The following is a 17,064-nucleotide window of genomic DNA, read 5'->3' as shown; positions in this document are numbered from 1 at the left end:
TTCAATTTATTAGAATTGAATGTCAATCGTTTTAAATATACAGTTATATTACATATGTATTTTGTAAAATCCCGATTTTTTGTCGGTTAATTATTAGCAGGGAAGGATAGGGGTTTTATTAATATAATTTTACTATATGTAAGTAAAGTGTTTTGAAATTGAAAATATTTGACTGACATTTTAATGATAGAAATTAAATGTCAGATAAGTACTTTCCAACATACAGACCACTTGCAGCTGCTTGAGATAATGAATGCGTAACGCCTGAACAATCTCCAATTAAAAATAGCCCATGTATACTAGTTTCAAAATGATTATTAATTTTTATCGTAGGAGCATAGAACTTTCCATCAATTCCATATAGTAAAGTATGTTGATCAATAGGTTCTTGTATAAATTGTTCTAAACGTAATAAAAATTCTTTGAGCCCTTCAATATATAATTGAGGAATTTCTTGATTCAAATCTCCATAATCCCCCTGTAGTGTAGGCTGTATACGGCTATGTTCCATGATGTTTTCCACCGTAGGTTGTTTCTTTAGTAAGTCCTCTAAGCGCTGTATAACAATCCGATCTCGTCCTTGGTTAATGCCTTTAATAATTGAACTTGCGTATACATTTGCTTCTTTGAGAGTTGGAAAATAGCTAGGAATAAATAAAGTGAAATTTAAATTAGAAGTGCCAGTTCCTTGCTCTCGAAAATTTTGACCGTCAGGCATAACTAAACCTTCTTCGTACTTTCGAATGATGCGTCCTTTTGGATTCATACAGTAAGTAGTTGCTGTGAAATGCTCACCTTGATAAGAAAGTTTTGTTTCAAAAGTATCTTTTAATATAGAACGTAATTGATGTTCTTTCATTTCTACTCTAATTCCTAAATCTACACGTGTTTGCTCCTGAGAAATATTTAGGGAACTGCACATTTCTTTTAACCAATCGGCCCCAGAGCGCCCAGTTGCAAATACTAGTTGCGTAGTTTGAACTGTTCCTTGATTTGTATCTATTGTAAAATGATCTTCCTGTTTCAGAATATGTTGTACATCTATATGAAATTGGATCTTTATTTTCGTCAGTAAAAATTCATAGAGCTGCTGAAAAATGTTACTGGAAAGTGTAGTACCAAGATGTCTTACTTCTGTTGTTAGCATTTGTAAACCACACGCTTCAGCTCTCTTAGTGAGACTTGAATTTTCAGTAGAATATTTTGAAACCGAACTTCCACCAAACTGACATAGAATTTCATCTACTTCAGCCATGAGTTGTATAAAACCCTCTTTACCGACTTTTTTCTCAAGTTCTCCGCCAAATCCGTTTGTATAATTAAATTTCCCTTCAGATTTGCCTAAACCACCAAACCCGAAATATTTATCACATGTAGTACAATTACACACTTTTCCTTCGTCTAAAGGACAATGGCGATCTTCTAGCGCTTTACCTTTATCAAGAATTAAAACTTTTTTGTTACTTTTAGCTAGTGAATAAGCCATAAAAATGCTACTTACTCCAGCGCCGATAATCGTAACATCATACATATTCTTCCACCTGCTAACGAATAGTTTGTTTTTTATTTTTCTAGTGTATAACAATTTTATGAAGTTAAGAAATAGCTTTTATTAATAAAGTGGGAGTTTTTGAACTTGATGCTTTATTAATTTCTACGAGTGGTGGAGTAAATACAAAAATTTTTATTTGAAAGAAGAAACAGTTTAAAAAATAACTATGTCATATGATTAATAACATCTTACATAGAAAAAAACAGACCTTTTAAGTGAAGAGGTCTGTTAATGATTTTAAATCTTATTTAGCAAACACATGATTACCAATTACTGCTACTGTTTGACGTGTCGTAATCCACTTGTCCGTTGATGTTTTTGGATTGTAGAAATAAATCCAGTCTGAATCTACTCCATTTGTGGAGATAGCCTCTTCTACAGCCATTTTTGCTTCTGCACTTGCAGGTTGATTAATTCTTCCATCTGTAACAGGAGTAAATGCATATCCGTATTTAATAGGTTCATAAATAACGCCTGTTATTGTATTTGGAAAACCTTTTGCATTTACACGATTTAGTATAACTTTGGCTACTGCTACTTTTCCTTTATAGGATTCGCCACCTGCTTCAGCGGTAACTAAGCGTGCCATTAAGTCTTTTTCTTTTTGTGAAATACTTGAGTTGATTTTTAAATGTTGTCCTGTATAAAGCTTGTTTCCGACTGTATTGTTCATTTGTTTTATAGATTGGACAGTGACATTGTAACGCTTTGCTATCGTTTCTAATGAATCTCCCGGTTGTACTTGATAAATAATTTGTTCAGAAATGTTCGCAGGCTTGGCATTTTGAGGAACAGTGATTTCATTTGATTTCACGGACCCTGGAATATGTAACTGTTCGCCAATAAAGGTTTTATCGTTTCCTTTATTATTAGCCTGTTTAATGGATTGTATTGAAACTCCGTATTGTTTACTAATGCCCCAAAGTGTATCGTTCTTTTTAACTGTATGAATGGTAGAAGCTTCAGCTGTACTTTGACTACATACGAATGTAATTGCGGCCGCAGATAAAGGAATTATATGTTTTAGTTTTAGTAATTTCATTGTAAATCCTCCTAAGAAAAAATTAAGGTGAAACGATTAAGTAATGTAGTTTGAAATGTGTATATGCGTAATATATTAATGTAAGTATATTAGCACATATAAAATAAATAATCACTATAAGTTTCATATTCGTTTAGTGTAGAGTCAGAATATGAAATATTGCATATGAAAATACATTGAAGTTCATATTTCTGATTACTATAATCTATTTAGTAGAAAGGGAATACGTTATAGAATTAATCATTATAGATTAATATAATGATTAATAATTATTAATAGGAGGATTGATGTAATGAAAATATTTCAAAAAATGTGTGCGTCAACTGTAATCATTACAACACTTTTAGGAACAGGAGGCACTATCAATAGTGTATATGCTGATTCTATAGAACAGCAGAGTAAATTAGGGATAGAACAAGAAACAGATAAGCAAATCATTGTAAAATTTAAAGCGGATTTGGATTTGCCATATGAAGATGGTATTGAAAAACAAATACAATCTCAAACGAATGATAAAGTAATAAAAGATCTTTTGACAGAATATCCAGATGTAACATTTACTCGTTTATTCACATCTGTAAGCCCGGAACAAATACAAAACCTTGAAGTGAAAGCACCTAATCATGTATCTACAAGTCTATTAAACTACTATATTCTTCAAAATCAAAATAGTGGGTATGAAGAAGAAATAGTAGATAAGTTAAAGGCATCTTCTTTAATAGAAGATGCGTATATGAAGAAACAAGAGAAAATAATGCCACCTGAAGTGCAATCATCAAGTGTAGCTCTTAATCCTAATAACAATCCTAGATTTAAAAAACAAGGTTATCTTGAAGCAGCCCCATACGGTATTAATGCGCCTTTCGCCTGGGGAATTCAAGGCGGTAATGGAAATGGTATTACTTTTGTTGATATGGAATACGGATGGCTATTAAATCATGAGGATTTATTACATCAAAATATTGAATTAATGTCTGGAAGAAATATAGATCAGCATGTCGGTCATGGGACGTCTGTACTAGGAATTGTATCCTCTGAGGACAATGAAGTCGGGAATATTGGGATTGCGCCAAAAGCGAAAGCAAAGGTTATCTCTCAAATAAGAGATAACGGACAGTATAATACGGCTGATGCAATATTAAGCGCTGTAAATCAGTTAGAAGCTGGGGATGTTTTATTATTAGAGGCGCAAGCATCCTTTGATGGATATGGTGAAAAATATTTACCTGTTGAAGTACAACCAGATATTTTTGATGCAATTCGTGCTGGTACAGATAAAGGGATTGTAATTATAGAGGCTGGAGCAAATGGGTGGAATGATTTAGACCAGTTCAAAGATAGAAAAGGTAAGCAAGTCTTAAATCGTAATAGTAAAGATTTTAAAGATTCGGGTGCAATTATGGTAGGCGCTGGCTCTTCATCTTTCCCTCATGAACGTATGTGGTTTTCGAATTATGGAAGCCGTATTGATGTGTACGGATGGGGAGAAAATGTAGATACAACTACAGCTGAACAAAGTAGAAGTGCTGTAAATCTTTATACTTCAAGCTTTAGCGGAACATCTAGTGCTTCGCCAATTATTGCTGGGGCAGCGACTTTAGTACAAAGCATTGCTAAAGAAAATTTAGGACAACCATATAGACCTAGTGAACTAAGAGCAATATTAAGCAACCAGAGCACAGGAACAAAATCTAAAGATCCATATGCAGATAAAATTGGTGTTTTACCAGATTTGAAGTCTATACTAGTAAACTTAGGCTATGAACAAAGAAAACCAAACGGTGGGAATGAATTACAAGTAACAGAAAATGAACCAAATAATGAGCCTAGACAGGCAAATAAAGTTAACTTTCATACACCGGTGAAAGGAACGCTACATAATAGTGATAGAGTAGATGTATTTACTTTCCAAATTGACTCGCCGGAAAATATTAATATTTCTCTACTAAATGAACAAAATATCGGAATGACATGGGTACTTCATCATGAATCAGATTTAAATAACTATGTAGCATATGGTGAAAATGAAGGCAATGTAGTTAAAGGAACTTATAATGCAAAGCCAGGTAAATATTATTTATACGTCTATAAATATGAGAATAAAGATGGTTCATACGTATTGAACATAAAATAAGTAAAAGGAACTTCAGATGAAGTTCCTTTAAATTTTTCTAATTTAGTATATGTGAATGATTTTTTAACTTTACTTCTATGCAATATTTCATATTGATGAAATGTTATTTATTTTTTCTGAACTAGCTTATATTATATTCAATAAGTTTGATATAAAAACAGAAAAAGAGAGGGATAATAATGAGCAATAAGAAGTTAATTTTGAAATTATTCATATGTAGTACAATATTTATCACATTTGTATTTGCTTTACATGATAAGCAAGTAGTTGCAGCTAGCTCTGTTAATGAGCTTGAAAATTGGTCGAAATGGATGCAACCTATACCTGATAATATCCCGTTAGCACGAATTTCAATTCCAGGAACACACGATAGTGGGACGTTCAAGTTGCAAAATCCGATTAAGCAAGTATGGGGAATGACGCAAGAATATGATTTTCGCTATCAAATGGACCGTGGAGCTCGCATTTTTGATATAAGAGGACGTTTAACAGATGATAATACGATAGTTCTTCATCATGGGCCATTATATCTTTATGTAACACTGCATGAATTCATAAACGAAGCGAAACAATTTTTAAGAGATAACCCGAGTGAAACGATTATTATGTCTTTAAAAAAAGAGTATGAGGATATGAAAGGGGCAGAAGATTCATTTAGTAGTACGTTTGAAAAAAATTATTTTGTTGATCCTATCTTTTTAAAAACAGAAGGAAATATAAAACTTGGAGATGCTCGTGGGAAAATTGTACTACTAAAAAGATATAGTGGTAGTAATGAATCTGGAGGATATAATAATTTTTATTGGCCAGATAATGAGACGTTTACCACAACTGTAAATCAAAATGTAAATGTAACAGTACAAGATAAATATAAAGTGAGTTATGATGAGAAAGTAAAATCTATTAAAGATACAATGAATGAAACGATGAACAATAGCGAGGATTTAAATCATCTATATATAAATTTTACAAGCTTGTCTTCTGGTGGTACAGCATGGAATAGTCCATATTACTATGCCTCTTATATAAATCCTGAAATTGCAAACCATATAAAACAAAAGAATCCTGCGAGAGTAGGCTGGGTAATTCAAGACTACATAAATGAAAAGTGGTCACCATTATTGTATCAAGAAGTTATAAGAGCGAATAAGTCATTAATAAAAGAATAAAGATGATGAGAGTGAGAAGCGATAAAATATATCGCTTCTTATTTCTTTTCCAATAACCAACAATATAAATTGTACTTTTATAATAGAAAAAAATAAAAACATAAGATATAATCATACATATAAAATTTGTACCTATAAATTTTATATGTATGATTGAATTTGATTTGTTGTAATGAAATGGAGGTATATACTATGAAGTTTCCACATGATTTTTTATTCGGAGCTGCTTCAGCTTCTTATCAAGTAGAAGGTGCATGGAATGAAGATGGAAAAGGTGTTACGAATTGGGACGAGTTTTCAAAAATTCCTGGCAAAACATACAATGGAACAAATGGTGATATAGCTGTTGATCATTATCATCGATATAAGGAAGATGTTCGCTTAATGGCTGAGATGGGATTAGAATCGTATCGTTTTTCTATTTCTTGGGCGAGAATATTGCCGACTGGAGATGGAAAGGTAAATGAAAAAGGGATTGAATTTTATAACAACTTAATTGATGAATGTTTAAAATACGGGATTGTGCCGTTTGTCACTTTATATCATTGGGATTTACCATTACCGTTAGAAAAAGATGGTGGATGGACGAATAAAAGAACAGCAGAGGCTTTCGTAAAATATGCAGAAACTTGTTTTAAGGCATTTGGTGACAGAGTTAAGCATTGGATTACTTTTAATGAGACCGTAATGTTTTGTGGATTAGGTTATTTAAAAGGTGCACATCCACCAGGAATACAAAATGATGTTCCAAAGTATTTTCAAGCGACTCATTATGTATTTTATGCACACGCGAAAACAGTTGCGGTGTACAAGCAGCTGAAACAATATGGTGAGATTGGGATTACACATGTTTTCTTACCAGCTTATAGTGTGGATGATCAAAAAGAAAATATACAAGCAGCAAATCATGCGAATGAATATGAAACTTATTGGTATTATGATCCAATTTTAAAAGGCGAGTATCCGTCTTATGTTGTACAACAATTAAAGGAAAAAGGATGGACTCCTAATTGGACGGTTGAAGAATTAGAAATCATTAAACAAAATGCAGAAGAAAATGATTTTATTGGCTTGAATTATTATCAACCAATACGAGTAGAAAGATACGATATGGATATAAAGAGTGAGGAACATTCTCGAGAAAACTCAACGCTTGCTCCAGGTAACCCTTCTTTTGATGGTTTTTATCGAACAGTTAAAATGGATGATAAAACATATACAAAGTGGGGATGGGAAATATCTCCCGAAGGTTTCTTAGAGGGATTGCATATGTTGAAAGCGCGTTACGGTGACATAAAGATGTATGTAACGGAAAATGGACTTGGTGATGAAGATCCAATCATTGACGGAGAAATTGTAGATGTTCCGAGAATTAAATTTATTGAAGCGCATTTAAAAGTAATGAAGCGTGCAATTGAAGAGGGAATTAACTTAAAAGGTTATTATGCATGGTCAGTGATTGATCTTTTAAGTTGGTTAAATGGATATAAAAAGCAATATGGCTTTATTTTTGTCGATCATAATGATAACTTAAAACGTAAGAAGAAACTTTCGTTTCATTGGTATAAACGTGTGATCGAAACGAGAGGGGAAGAGTTATAACAGATAAAAGCGTATTTTAGGAGAAAGTGTATGAGTGCAAAGTATAAACAAATTGCAGATGTGTTAGAGCAAAACATTCGAGATGGGCTTTTTAATGAAACGAAAAAACTACCTACAGAAGAAGCGTTGATGAATCGATTTGAAGTAAGCCGTAATACGATACGTAAAGTAATTAGTCAGCTTGTGAATAGAGGTTATATTTTTCAAGTGCAAGGTAGTGGCATGTTTTTACGCGAAACTTCTGTAACAGATTACATTAATTTAGGAAGTTTACGTGGATTAACGAAAAATCTTGTTTCACAAAATATTGAAACGAAAGTGTTAGAGCTGGAAGTAATAGATGCGGACGAAGAGATAGCAAAGCGGATGCAATGCGAAGCTGGAACTAGGTTGTATTTTTTGAAGCGCTTAAGAATTGTAGATGCTAAACCATTCTCTATTGAAGTAAGTTATTTCAAAAAGGATATTATTCCATATTTGAACGAAGAAATAGCATTAAGCTCTGTATACAGTTATTTCATTGAAGATTTACGATTAAATATTGGTTTTGCTGATAAAGTTATTAGTTGTGAAAAAGTAAATAAAGAAAATGCACAGCTTTTAGAATTAAATGAAGGTGATCCGGCGCTTCTTATTGAAAATACAGTGTATCTTGTAAATGGAACAATTTTTGAGTTATCTCAGTCGATGTTTCATTATGAAAAGGCGAAACTTTTAAATCGAATTAATTTTAAATGAAAAATTATCGTGTGAAAAAAGCAACTGGTCCTAAGTGATCAGTTGCTTTTTATTTTTTAAGTGGATGAGCAAAAAAACATGAAAGTGGTTGGTCCGCTTTTTGCAAACATCTATTATGATAAGAGAAGAAAGGTAGTATGTTATCGACGTTTTAAAGAGGAAGGTTTTTATGTAAGTTCTTTAATTAAAATAGATGGGTCTTAGAGAGGTGAAAAGACAATGAGTTTTGCAATTTCACTAGTCGTTATTATTGTAATTGTATCGCTATTTGGGACTGTACTAGTTGCAAGAAACGTGGAGGAGAATTACGGTAAGTCTACAAAAAGAAATGTGAAAAACTTATCTGCAATCTATATTCTTCTTCTTTTTGTTCTACTGGCCGGGGTAACATGGTACGCGGTAATGATTTAATAGTTTGTAAAAGAACTGAAATGAGAGTATGAAGTTGGAATTTCAGAAGCTATTGAGTAATCAGAAAGAGAACCATTTTGGATATATCCATTTACGGATAAGAAAATGTGACTAATTAATACTATTTTTACGGTGAATACTGTTAGTAAAAAATGAGGATAGTTCGTTTTGAAAGGAGGAAACTAGATGGAATGGAAACCAAATCGTGCAGATAAGACACCTGTATATAAACAAATTGCGGATTATATTGAAAGAGGCATTTCTTCAGGTGAATTTCCTTCTGATAGTAAGTTACCTTCTGAGCGTATGTTAGCAAAGGAATTACAGGTGAACCGGAGTACAATAGTAGCTGCGTATGAAGAATTAAAATCACTTGGAGTAGTAGAACGGCAAAAGGGAAGCGGAACACGGGTCAATACAGACATATGGGGTGTCTCACATAAACGAATACCGAACTGGGGTAGGTACGTGGAGGATGGATCGTTCTTACCTAACGTACCACTCGTTCAACAAATTCGAACGGAAACACAAAAAGATGATTTAATTAATTTAGCAAGCGGTGAACTGTCACCAGAATTAATTCCAAGTGATAGATTTCGAACAATTTTGTCGGAGAAAACATTTATGGAAAACCTCGGTTATGATCATCCACTTGGAAATGAGATGTTGAGAAAAACAATTGCAGCACATGTTCAGCAATATAAACAAATTGAAGCAGATTCAAGCTCTATTCTTATTACGTCAGGAGCACAACAGGCGCTTAATCTTATCGTTCAATGTTTATTAAAACCTGGTGATGCGATCGCGATTGAAGATCCTTCGTATTGTTTTTCGCTTCCAATGTTTAAATCGGCCGGTTTAAACATATTTCATTTACCTGTTGATGAGCATGGAATGAATCCAGATGACTTAATCGATTTGCACAAAAAGCATCGCATTCGTATGGTGTTTTTGAATCCAGATTATCAGAATCCGACGGGGACTGTGCTTTCATTAGCGAGACGTAAAAAAATTTTAGAACTGTCTTCTGAGTTCGGTATACCAATTGTAGAAGATGATCCGTATAGTTTAATCTCTTTTAATGGAGAAGTGAACCCGACATTAAAATCAATGGACCAAAATGGAAATGTTCTTTATATAAGTTCATTATCAAAAATTGTTGCATCAGGATTACGTATTGGATGGATAATTGGTCCTACACGTGTAATTGAGCGTTTAGCGGATGCAAAGCAACAAGTTGATTTTGGCCATAGTGTATTTACGCAGTGGGTAGCAAATCAATTTTTAGAATCAAAGGATTTCCATAAACATATTACGATACTTCGTGGACAATTGAAGCAAAGAAGAGATGTATTAATTGCAGAGCTTGAAGGAACATTGGGAGACCGAGTTGAATGTTTCGTGCCAGAGGGTGGAATACATGTATGGTGTAAAGTGAAAGGAAAGTTTGATGAATATCACTTATTAGGTGAATCTATACAGAATGGTGTCGCATTTGTTCCGGGCAGTGTTTTAGGTTCGAAAAATGAATATATACGATTTACGTTTGGTAGAGCGAATATAGAACAAATTCAACTTGGAATTAAACGGTTTGCCGACACGCTAAATGAGATTTCATAATATGGATGTGTGATAGTGAAATGAGGGAAAGAAATGAAGTACGTGACGCTTTTACTTCAAGTAGGCGTGCTATATGTATTTAGCCTAGTGGGTACGTGGATTCAAGGAGTATTCCATCTATCAATGCCAGGAAGTTTAATAGGGATGTTAATACTGTTCCTGCTCCTTTCCACTCGTGTTTTACCGTTAAAATGGTTTGAGTTAGGTGCGGAAAAGTTAATCGTATTTTTACCGTTATTTTTAATCCCTTCGACAACAGGGCTCATGGAATACGGGTCTTTTCTTTTCAGTAAGGAGAGTATTATATTCCTTTTAGTAGTTGCAAGTACTGTAGTAACTTTGATTGTTTCAGGGTATATAAGTCAATTATTAATAACAACAAAAAAATAAAATCGACAAGGTGCACGATTCAAATGGTCTTAATTATTATTACTGTAGCAATTTATTTCTTGGCGACAAAGCTATATAAAAAATTTACGTTTGCATTTACGTTACCGGTGTTAACAGTTACGGCAATTATGATTTGTTTATTTTTCATTTTTGGTATTTCTCATCATGAGTATAGGGAAAATGGAGGAGACATTCTTTCAAGCTTATTGAGCCCTGCAATTGTAGCATTAGCCATACCTCTATTTAAAGAGCGAAAGATACTTATGAAAAATTTTTTATCGATACTTATTGGAGTAGTGATAGGTATAGTGGCTGTAACGAGTATGAATGTAGTGATTGGCGGAATTTTAAATATAGATAAGGAACTTATATTAACTACTTTACCACAGTTAGCAACGATGCCTATTGCCCTATCATTAGCGGATCAAATTGGTGGTATTCCATCTATGACTTCTAGTTTTGTAGTTGTTGCAGGAATAACAGGCGCTATTATCGGACCAACAGTACTTAAGTTTTTCAGTATAACAAGTACGATTGGAAAAGGAGTTGGAATGGGCTGTGCATCACATATTATCGGTGTGAGCCGTCTCGTGAAGGAAGGCGAGAAAGAGGCGACAATCGGTTCGGTAACGATGATTGTAACTGGAATACTCATTAGTATACTAATACCGTATGGAACGAAATTTATTTTTTAAATGTAATGGAGATGATAACAATGACAACATGGTTTATAGTTACATTATTTGTTTTTGGAGCTATTAAAGTATTAGTTTCTAGCATGCCCACTTCTGTTGTGGAATCAATTATTAGTAAATTTGAATTGCATCAAAAGCTTGAGGTGGAAAATACTTCTATATCGATAGATGGAAAAAATATAGAGGGAGAAATGAAACTACAAGTTATTCATGAATTTAATGAGGCTTTGTTTTTAGATAAACATTATTTCCCGCCGCACGGAGAAGGGACACCCATAGTCATTGATACGAAGAAAGGGAATAAAGAGATTAGATTTTCGCTATATAGCTATGAAGAACATGTTGATGTCATTAAGCAATATAAGAAGAAAGTCGTTGCCTATCGTTTACGCTCTAAAAGCCTTCAAACATTGGCACCATTAGCAATAACGGAAGAGTATGCTTAAGAAGGGACCTATAATGGTCTCTTTATTTTTTTATCCAATTATATACGTTCCAAATAAAAGAATGAAAAATCATATAACCAAATAAAGAATATGTATGGTTCCAATTCGCGTTATGTACAAATAAACCTAAACTTTCAGCAATCTGTTCAAAAAGGCTAGCACAAATACCGATTGAAATAATAAATAAAATTCTAGAAACGTTAGATAATTTTTTTGAAATGTGTATAAAGATAACTGTTAAAATCGGCAGTACGAACAATGTAAAAGCTATATTAACCGAAAATGTGGATGAGAAGGGCCTAGCCGGAAAGGAATATATTTGTTTATGAACAAAAAAGGCATCTAAGCAAGTTCCAATAATAGAAGAGAGAAAGATTGTAACTACTAATGCTAGAAACTCATTCTTCTTCTCGGAGGAGGACATTTTTCTTTGCGAGAATGGCGAGTTCAATTTTTTCGAGTGTTTTGCAGTAGTCTTCTGTAATTTGTCCATTTATATTTTCCTCCTTATCAACTAAGTAATTTACAACTTGCCAATCGGTAAACCAATCTTCACTGTCAACTTCTTCATGCTTCATATCTCGCCATGCATAGATGAGTGCAGGGCTGTATATGCGATAAGCGCCATTTCGTAACTGGCATTTCTTTATTCGGCGCTTATAAAACTCACGGGAAAAAGATTCATTTACACTTGAAAATAAATGGGGCCAGTAATCTTTCCTTGATCCTGTATGTGGATGGTGTTGAGCCCAGCTTATTATTTGAGATAAAACATGTGTATCTCGAAATAATAATGAGTACAATCTTTTTCCAATTAATATCCGTTCATGTAAGGAAGTGAAATGTTTCATTGTATCACCAAATAGTAATACTTTTTGTTTCTTATCATTTTCGTAGAATGGGAAAAGAATATGATTAAACTGAAAGAAATCAAAGAGTTTAAATCCAATACTATTTAGTACAGTCTTTTTAAATTGTACATTTTGAATCACTCTTTTTTCTAAGTAGTTTTGTTCATTAATAATAGTGGCAATCGCTAAAGTTTTTTTGTTACCTGTTTTCCAAAAATGGTGCCACATCGTTTCCATAAATGTAGAAACATTTAGGTGAGGGAGAAGGTGAAATAACTTTTGTGATCTCTTTACACTTTGTTCGTAAAGTAAAAATTGAGGGTATACATCTTGGAAAATAAGCCAATTCCCTTTTTCTAAAAAAGAAAAAAATATGAATTGATCTTTCTCTGATAAAATTCTCGTATATAAATCCCCCTTTAAATCAGTCATATTCCAACCGCCGTTACGTGATACCATATGTCCAAGCAGTGCCCAATGTATTTCTGGATATTGAATGTAAAATTGGTAGTATGCGCGTGTTCTTGTAACATTATTTTTATTTAGCTGTTCTGTTTGTATTTTTATTTTGTTGATGATGAGTTGCTCTTCTTTCGTTAATTTATACATGGTATCAGAAGGAATAAGTTTGCTTTTTTGTTTCAATTCATTTTTTACATCGAATAGGGAGAGAGGCAGTGCTTTGGAAGGTCCGTTATATGTATGATATGAATTGTTTCGGTCCATTCCGTTACCTCCCTTTTTCATAAATTTAAACATGATTATTGGCTATGAATCATTCTATTTATTTTATTACGAGTATAAGAAATAAATGAGCGGTGTTTTTTTACAAGGAATTTATTTATCATGCAAACAGTATGGAAAATCTTACTGTTGTGAGGTGAAATGAAAAACAGAAACTAAGTTTAATAGTTTCTGTTTTTTTATTTTGTCAATTAAATGTAACAAACGACGATTATGATTTGAATCAATTGAAAATAATTCAATAAATATTATTTAAATTGAGATGTTTCGTAGGAGGAAAAGGAATGTTAAATAAAATAATTTTAATTACTGGTGGTACAGGTTCGTGGGGGCATGAACTTATAAAACAACTATTAGAAAAATCACCGAAAGAAATTAGAGTTTTTTCAAGAAATGAAACGGTTCAGTTTGAAATGCAGCAACAGTTTATAAATGATGATAGGCTAAAATTTATTATTGGAGATATTCGTGATAAAGATCAACTAGTCTATGCATGCCAAGGTGTACATTATGTATTCCATCTTGCAGCTTTAAAACACGTTCCAGTATGTGAGTATTATCCTTATGAAGCTATAAAAACTAACATACATGGTACGCAAAATGTAATTGAAGCCTCTACACAGATGCAAGTTGAAAAAGTTATATATGTTTCAACGGATAAAGCAGCTGATCCATCAAATACGTATGGGATGACAAAAGCAATTGGTGAAAAATTAATGGTTCATGCGAATATACAAACGAAGAAAACAAAATTCATTTGTGTTCGTGGTGGAAATGTTTTAGGAACGAGTGGAAGTGTAGTACCGCTTTTTAAACAACAAATTAAAAGATCTTCAGAAGTAGGGATTACCGATGCGAATATGACTAGATTTTTCTTAACAGTTGAAGATGCTGTTGGATTGTTATTTAAAGCCGTATCTCAAGGTAGAGGCGGGGAAATCTTTGTTATGAAAATGCCGGCATGTAAAATAACAGATTTAGCGGAAATATTAATTGAAGATTCAAAAAAAGAAAATATTAAGGTGAAAGAGGTAGGGATAAGACCGGGTGAAAAATTAAGTGAAATGCTTCTATCTGAGGTAGAGAGTAAAACAAGTATAAGTTTTGGTCAAAATTATTTTGTGGTACTACCGACGATTCCTATCGAAGGACTTCAAGAATATTATTCTAGCTATCCGCTAGTGGATGTGAAGAATTTTAGTTCTCAACAAGATTTACTTGCAAAACATGAGGTGAAACAAATGCTATTAAAAGGAGGGTTTTTGCGATGAAAAAAAATGCGAGCCTTTTAATAACTGGTGCAAATGGTTTCACAGGCCGCCATGCTTGCCACTATTTTTTAGAGCAGGGCTTTCATGTAATTCCTATGTTTCAAAATCGTGCACATAGAGAAAAAATTAGAAATGGTATTACGTGTAATTTAACTAATAAGAGCGAAGTAATGAAGGTAATGAAACAAATAAAGCCAGACTACGTATTGCATTTAGCGGGAAGGAATTCGGTTATAGAATCTTGGACAGCTGCTCTTGAGTATATAGAGATTAATGTAATAGGAACGTTATATTTATTAGAAGCAATTAAGCAAGAAGCCTCGCATTGTAGAACATTAGTTATAGGATCTGCTTTGCAAGCAGATAGTATGAACGAAATGAAAATTTCAAATCCATATAGTTTAAGTAAAACGATGCAAGTCATTATTGCAGAGGCTTGGGGAGGATTAATGGATTCAAATATTATCATTGCAAAGCCCTCAAACTTAATTGGTCCAGGGGTATCGAATGGTATTTGTTCGATTCTCGCAAAGAAAATAATAGATATAGAATCAGGTAGAAGTAAGGCTATTATCGAAGTAAACAGTTTGAAAGATAGTAGAGATTTTCTAGATGTACGTGATGCGGTCAAAGCGTATCATGTGTTATTACGAGATGGAATAAATGGAAAACAATATAATATCGGATCAGGAGTAAAACGATCTTTATTAGATGTACTAGAACAATATAAAGAATTAACACAGCTAAATTTTTTTATAGAGGAAACAGAGAAAAGTGGGAGCGACTCAAATGAGAGTTTAGCAACAGAGGAAATAAAAAATTTAGGTTGGATCCCAGAAATTGAATTTCATCAATCATTAAAAGATGTACTTGAGTATGCGAAGTGTAGTGACATCTGCGTGCAATGAAAAACAAAAAAGGGTGTAAGAAATATATGAATGGTTATGAAGTAATAGATAATCAAAATACGCTATTTCTTTCAATTGTTGATACGCTGGACTGGAGAGATGAAGAAGCGCATGTATTGCTTATTTATGAGGCAATACATAAATATCAAGCGTATGTAGAAGAAAAAAGGGTTAATCGAATAAAGTCAGCATTAGAGACGGAAACTAGATATGTGATTCAAATCTTTGCTCAATACGAGTGTAGTGAGTATGGAAATGATTTTTATGAACTCATTAACGATCTTTTACAAGATATAGAGGTGGAGTTAAAGATTTATATAAAAAATAATAAGTTTATTTACATTTAAAAGGTAAAGAGAAAGCTAGATTTTTAATAATAAAGGTGGGTATAAGTTATGAGCAAAACGATTCTTTTTACTGGGGGCGGTACAGCCGGACACGTTATGATTAATATTGTATTAATTCCTAAATTTATAGAGAAAGGCTGGAGAGTCGAGTATATTGGATCCAAAAATGGAATTGAAAAATCATTAGTGCAAAATGTAAAATACAATAGTGTTTCAACGGGAAAGCTTAGGAGATATTGGGATTGGGAGAATTTTAAAGATCCTTTTAAAATTATACGCGGTTGTTTACAAAGTTATAATTTAATTAAGAAAACAAAGCCTGACGTTATCTTTTCAGCAGGAGGATTTGTTTCAGTTCCTGTAGCTATAGGAGCATGGTTAAATCGTGTGCCTATAATTATACGTGAACCAGATAGCACATTAGGGCTTGCCAATAAAATAGCATTACCTTTTGCTACAAAGCTATGCACAACATTTCCTCAGACAGGAGAAAATGTAAGTAATGAGAAGAAGGTTTATGTAGGACCAATTGTAAGGGAAGAAATTGAGAAGGGTAACGTATTACGAGGAAGAAGATATTGTGAATTTCAGCAAGATAAACCAGTATTATTAATTATGGGTGGGAGTCAAGGTGCTAAGTGGATAAATGATATGGTAAGGGAATGTTTAGATACAATACTATTAAACTTTAATATTATTCATATATGTGGTAAAGGGAAGGTAGACCCATCTATTGGCATGGAGGGATATATGCAATTTGAATATATAGGCGACGAGTTGCCGCATATACTAAATATGGCAAGTGTTGTAGTTTCTAGAGCGGGTTCTACTGCTATTTCTGAATTGTTATTTTTGAAGAAACCGATGTTGCTTATCCCGTTAACTAACAGTTCCAGTAGGGGAGATCAAGTTTTAAATGCTGAATATTTTTCACGGCAAGGATATGCGGAAGTTATACTCCAAGACAGAGTAAGTACGAATACATTTATACATGCAGTAAATAAGTTGTATACAAATAAGGAGAAATATATTCAAAACATGAATGGATATAAGAAAACAAATGATGAGGGAATTCATCAAATAATAGATATAATAAATGAAGTGGTGAAGTAATAGAAATGTAAATAGAAAAACAAAAGGAAAG

General features: G+C 33.1%; 17 protein-coding genes. 13 read left to right on the top strand and 4 right to left on the bottom strand.

The window, feature by feature from the left end:
• Positions 1 to 193 precede the first annotated feature (193 nt).
• Together V7S45_RS18400 and V7S45_RS18395 are read right to left on the bottom strand one after the other, a co-directional pair.
• A complete protein-coding gene (locus V7S45_RS18400) occupies positions 194 to 1,531 on the bottom strand; it encodes an NAD(P)-binding protein (protein ID WP_000272399.1) in 1,338 nt (445 codons plus the stop codon).
• 265 nt (positions 1,532 to 1,796) lie between these two features.
• Positions 1,797 to 2,594, bottom strand: coding sequence for a cell wall hydrolase (locus tag V7S45_RS18395; RefSeq protein WP_000771172.1), 798 nt, complete (start codon positions 2,592 to 2,594; stop codon positions 1,797 to 1,799).
• Between the two features lie 292 nt (positions 2,595 to 2,886).
• Here V7S45_RS18395 and V7S45_RS18390 point away from each other — a divergent pair, with 292 nt between their 5' ends.
• From V7S45_RS18390 to V7S45_RS18350, 9 genes are all read left to right on the top strand, one after another.
• On the top strand, positions 2,887 to 4,728 hold the full coding sequence (locus V7S45_RS18390) for a S8 family serine peptidase (RefSeq protein ID WP_088343831.1): 1,842 nt from the start codon (positions 2,887 to 2,889) through the stop codon (positions 4,726 to 4,728).
• 179 nt (positions 4,729 to 4,907) lie between these two features.
• Positions 4,908 to 5,897 (top strand): phosphatidylinositol diacylglycerol-lyase, encoded by a 990-nt coding sequence (gene plcA / locus V7S45_RS18385; protein ID WP_025689485.1) that lies wholly within the window; start codon positions 4,908 to 4,910, stop codon positions 5,895 to 5,897.
• A 192-nt stretch (positions 5,898 to 6,089) separates the two neighbouring features.
• The gene (locus tag V7S45_RS18380; RefSeq protein ID WP_000671620.1) at positions 6,090 to 7,499 is read left to right on the top strand and encodes a glycoside hydrolase family 1 protein; all 1,410 of its coding nucleotides are present in this window, start codon (positions 6,090 to 6,092) and stop codon (positions 7,497 to 7,499) included.
• 30 nt (positions 7,500 to 7,529) lie between these two features.
• A complete protein-coding gene (locus V7S45_RS18375) occupies positions 7,530 to 8,237 on the top strand; it encodes a GntR family transcriptional regulator (RefSeq protein ID WP_001274912.1) in 708 nt (235 codons plus the stop codon).
• 219 nt (positions 8,238 to 8,456) lie between these two features.
• The gene (locus V7S45_RS18370; RefSeq protein WP_000006458.1) at positions 8,457 to 8,648 is read left to right on the top strand and encodes a hypothetical protein; all 192 of its coding nucleotides are present in this window, start codon (positions 8,457 to 8,459) and stop codon (positions 8,646 to 8,648) included.
• Between the two features lie 186 nt (positions 8,649 to 8,834).
• Positions 8,835 to 10,268, top strand: a complete 1,434-nt coding sequence (locus V7S45_RS18365; RefSeq protein WP_000454965.1) for a PLP-dependent aminotransferase family protein — start codon at positions 8,835 to 8,837, stop codon at positions 10,266 to 10,268.
• Between the two features lie 33 nt (positions 10,269 to 10,301).
• The gene (locus tag V7S45_RS18360) at positions 10,302 to 10,658 is read left to right on the top strand and encodes a CidA/LrgA family holin-like protein (RefSeq protein ID WP_000878488.1); all 357 of its coding nucleotides are present in this window, start codon (positions 10,302 to 10,304) and stop codon (positions 10,656 to 10,658) included.
• Between the two features lie 23 nt (positions 10,659 to 10,681).
• A complete protein-coding gene (locus V7S45_RS18355; RefSeq protein ID WP_000242939.1) occupies positions 10,682 to 11,353 on the top strand; it encodes an LrgB family protein in 672 nt (223 codons plus the stop codon).
• 20 nt (positions 11,354 to 11,373) lie between these two features.
• Positions 11,374 to 11,799, top strand: a complete 426-nt coding sequence (locus V7S45_RS18350; RefSeq protein WP_025687340.1) for a YfmQ family protein — start codon at positions 11,374 to 11,376, stop codon at positions 11,797 to 11,799.
• A 22-nt stretch (positions 11,800 to 11,821) separates the two neighbouring features.
• Here the strand turns inward: V7S45_RS18350 and V7S45_RS18345 are convergent, their stop codons facing one another.
• Both V7S45_RS18345 and V7S45_RS18340 read right to left on the bottom strand, forming a co-directional pair.
• A complete protein-coding gene (locus V7S45_RS18345; RefSeq protein WP_033666325.1) occupies positions 11,822 to 12,223 on the bottom strand; it encodes a CBO0543 family protein in 402 nt (133 codons plus the stop codon).
• On the bottom strand, positions 12,198 to 13,376 hold the full coding sequence (locus V7S45_RS18340; protein ID WP_000375773.1) for a DUF2515 domain-containing protein: 1,179 nt from the start codon (positions 13,374 to 13,376) through the stop codon (positions 12,198 to 12,200). The genes V7S45_RS18345 and V7S45_RS18340 overlap by 26 nt, the downstream gene beginning before the upstream one ends.
• Positions 13,377 to 13,678: 302 nt before the next feature.
• Between V7S45_RS18340 and V7S45_RS18335 the strand changes: the two genes are divergently transcribed.
• Genes V7S45_RS18335 through V7S45_RS18320 form a run of 4 tightly spaced genes read left to right on the top strand, consistent with a single transcriptional unit; the run spans position 13,679 to position 17,033 of the window.
• Positions 13,679 to 14,665 (top strand): UDP-N-acetylglucosamine 4,6-dehydratase family protein, encoded by a 987-nt coding sequence (locus tag V7S45_RS18335; RefSeq protein WP_025687339.1) that lies wholly within the window; start codon positions 13,679 to 13,681, stop codon positions 14,663 to 14,665.
• A complete protein-coding gene (locus V7S45_RS18330; protein ID WP_000739078.1) occupies positions 14,662 to 15,573 on the top strand; it encodes an NAD-dependent epimerase/dehydratase family protein in 912 nt (303 codons plus the stop codon). Before V7S45_RS18335 ends, V7S45_RS18330 begins: the two co-directional genes overlap by 4 nt.
• Entirely contained in the window at positions 15,570 to 15,920 is a 351-nt protein-coding gene (locus V7S45_RS18325) for a DUF6572 domain-containing protein (RefSeq protein WP_002164458.1), read from the top strand. Before V7S45_RS18330 ends, V7S45_RS18325 begins: the two co-directional genes overlap by 4 nt.
• A 48-nt stretch (positions 15,921 to 15,968) precedes the next feature.
• Entirely contained in the window at positions 15,969 to 17,033 is a 1,065-nt protein-coding gene (locus tag V7S45_RS18320) for an undecaprenyldiphospho-muramoylpentapeptide beta-N-acetylglucosaminyltransferase (protein ID WP_000047562.1), read from the top strand.
• Positions 17,034 to 17,064: the final 31 nt, after the last annotated feature.

Origin of the sequence: Bacillus sp. BR3(2024) (genome assembly GCF_039134555.1) — a bacterium.
Classification (GTDB): Bacteria; Bacillota; Bacilli; order Bacillales; family Bacillaceae_G; genus Bacillus_A; species Bacillus_A cereus.
Note: the sequence above shows the minus strand (reverse complement) of the source record. Positions and strands in the feature narration are given on the sequence as shown.

Bases quoted from the DNA above. Each gene is read 5' to 3' on its own strand.
- V7S45_RS18350 (WP_025687340.1), top strand. From the start codon at position 11,374: ATGACAACATGGTTTATAGTTACATTATTTGTTTTTGGAGCTATTAAA.
- V7S45_RS18330 (WP_000739078.1), top strand. From the start codon at position 14,662: ATGAAAAAAAATGCGAGCCTTTTAATAACTGGTGCAAATGGTTTCACA.
- V7S45_RS18360 (WP_000878488.1), top strand. From the start codon at position 10,302: ATGAAGTACGTGACGCTTTTACTTCAAGTAGGCGTGCTATATGTATTT.
- V7S45_RS18375 (WP_001274912.1), top strand. From the start codon at position 7,530: ATGAGTGCAAAGTATAAACAAATTGCAGATGTGTTAGAGCAAAACATT.
- V7S45_RS18325 (WP_002164458.1), top strand. From the start codon at position 15,570: ATGAAAAACAAAAAAGGGTGTAAGAAATATATGAATGGTTATGAAGTA.
- V7S45_RS18390 (WP_088343831.1), top strand. From the start codon at position 2,887: ATGAAAATATTTCAAAAAATGTGTGCGTCAACTGTAATCATTACAACA.
- V7S45_RS18370 (WP_000006458.1), top strand. From the start codon at position 8,457: ATGAGTTTTGCAATTTCACTAGTCGTTATTATTGTAATTGTATCGCTA.
- V7S45_RS18365 (WP_000454965.1), top strand. From the start codon at position 8,835: ATGGAATGGAAACCAAATCGTGCAGATAAGACACCTGTATATAAACAA.
- V7S45_RS18400 (WP_000272399.1), bottom strand. From the start codon at position 1,531: ATGTATGATGTTACGATTATCGGCGCTGGAGTAAGTAGCATTTTTATG.
- V7S45_RS18380 (WP_000671620.1), top strand. From the start codon at position 6,090: ATGAAGTTTCCACATGATTTTTTATTCGGAGCTGCTTCAGCTTCTTAT.
- plcA (WP_025689485.1), top strand. From the start codon at position 4,908: ATGAGCAATAAGAAGTTAATTTTGAAATTATTCATATGTAGTACAATA.
- V7S45_RS18340 (WP_000375773.1), bottom strand. From the start codon at position 13,376: ATGGACCGAAACAATTCATATCATACATATAACGGACCTTCCAAAGCA.
- V7S45_RS18345 (WP_033666325.1), bottom strand. From the start codon at position 12,223: ATGTCCTCCTCCGAGAAGAAGAATGAGTTTCTAGCATTAGTAGTTACA.
- V7S45_RS18355 (WP_000242939.1), top strand. From the start codon at position 10,682: ATGGTCTTAATTATTATTACTGTAGCAATTTATTTCTTGGCGACAAAG.
- V7S45_RS18395 (WP_000771172.1), bottom strand. From the start codon at position 2,594: ATGAAATTACTAAAACTAAAACATATAATTCCTTTATCTGCGGCCGCA.
- V7S45_RS18335 (WP_025687339.1), top strand. From the start codon at position 13,679: ATGTTAAATAAAATAATTTTAATTACTGGTGGTACAGGTTCGTGGGGG.
- V7S45_RS18320 (WP_000047562.1), top strand. From the start codon at position 15,969: ATGAGCAAAACGATTCTTTTTACTGGGGGCGGTACAGCCGGACACGTT.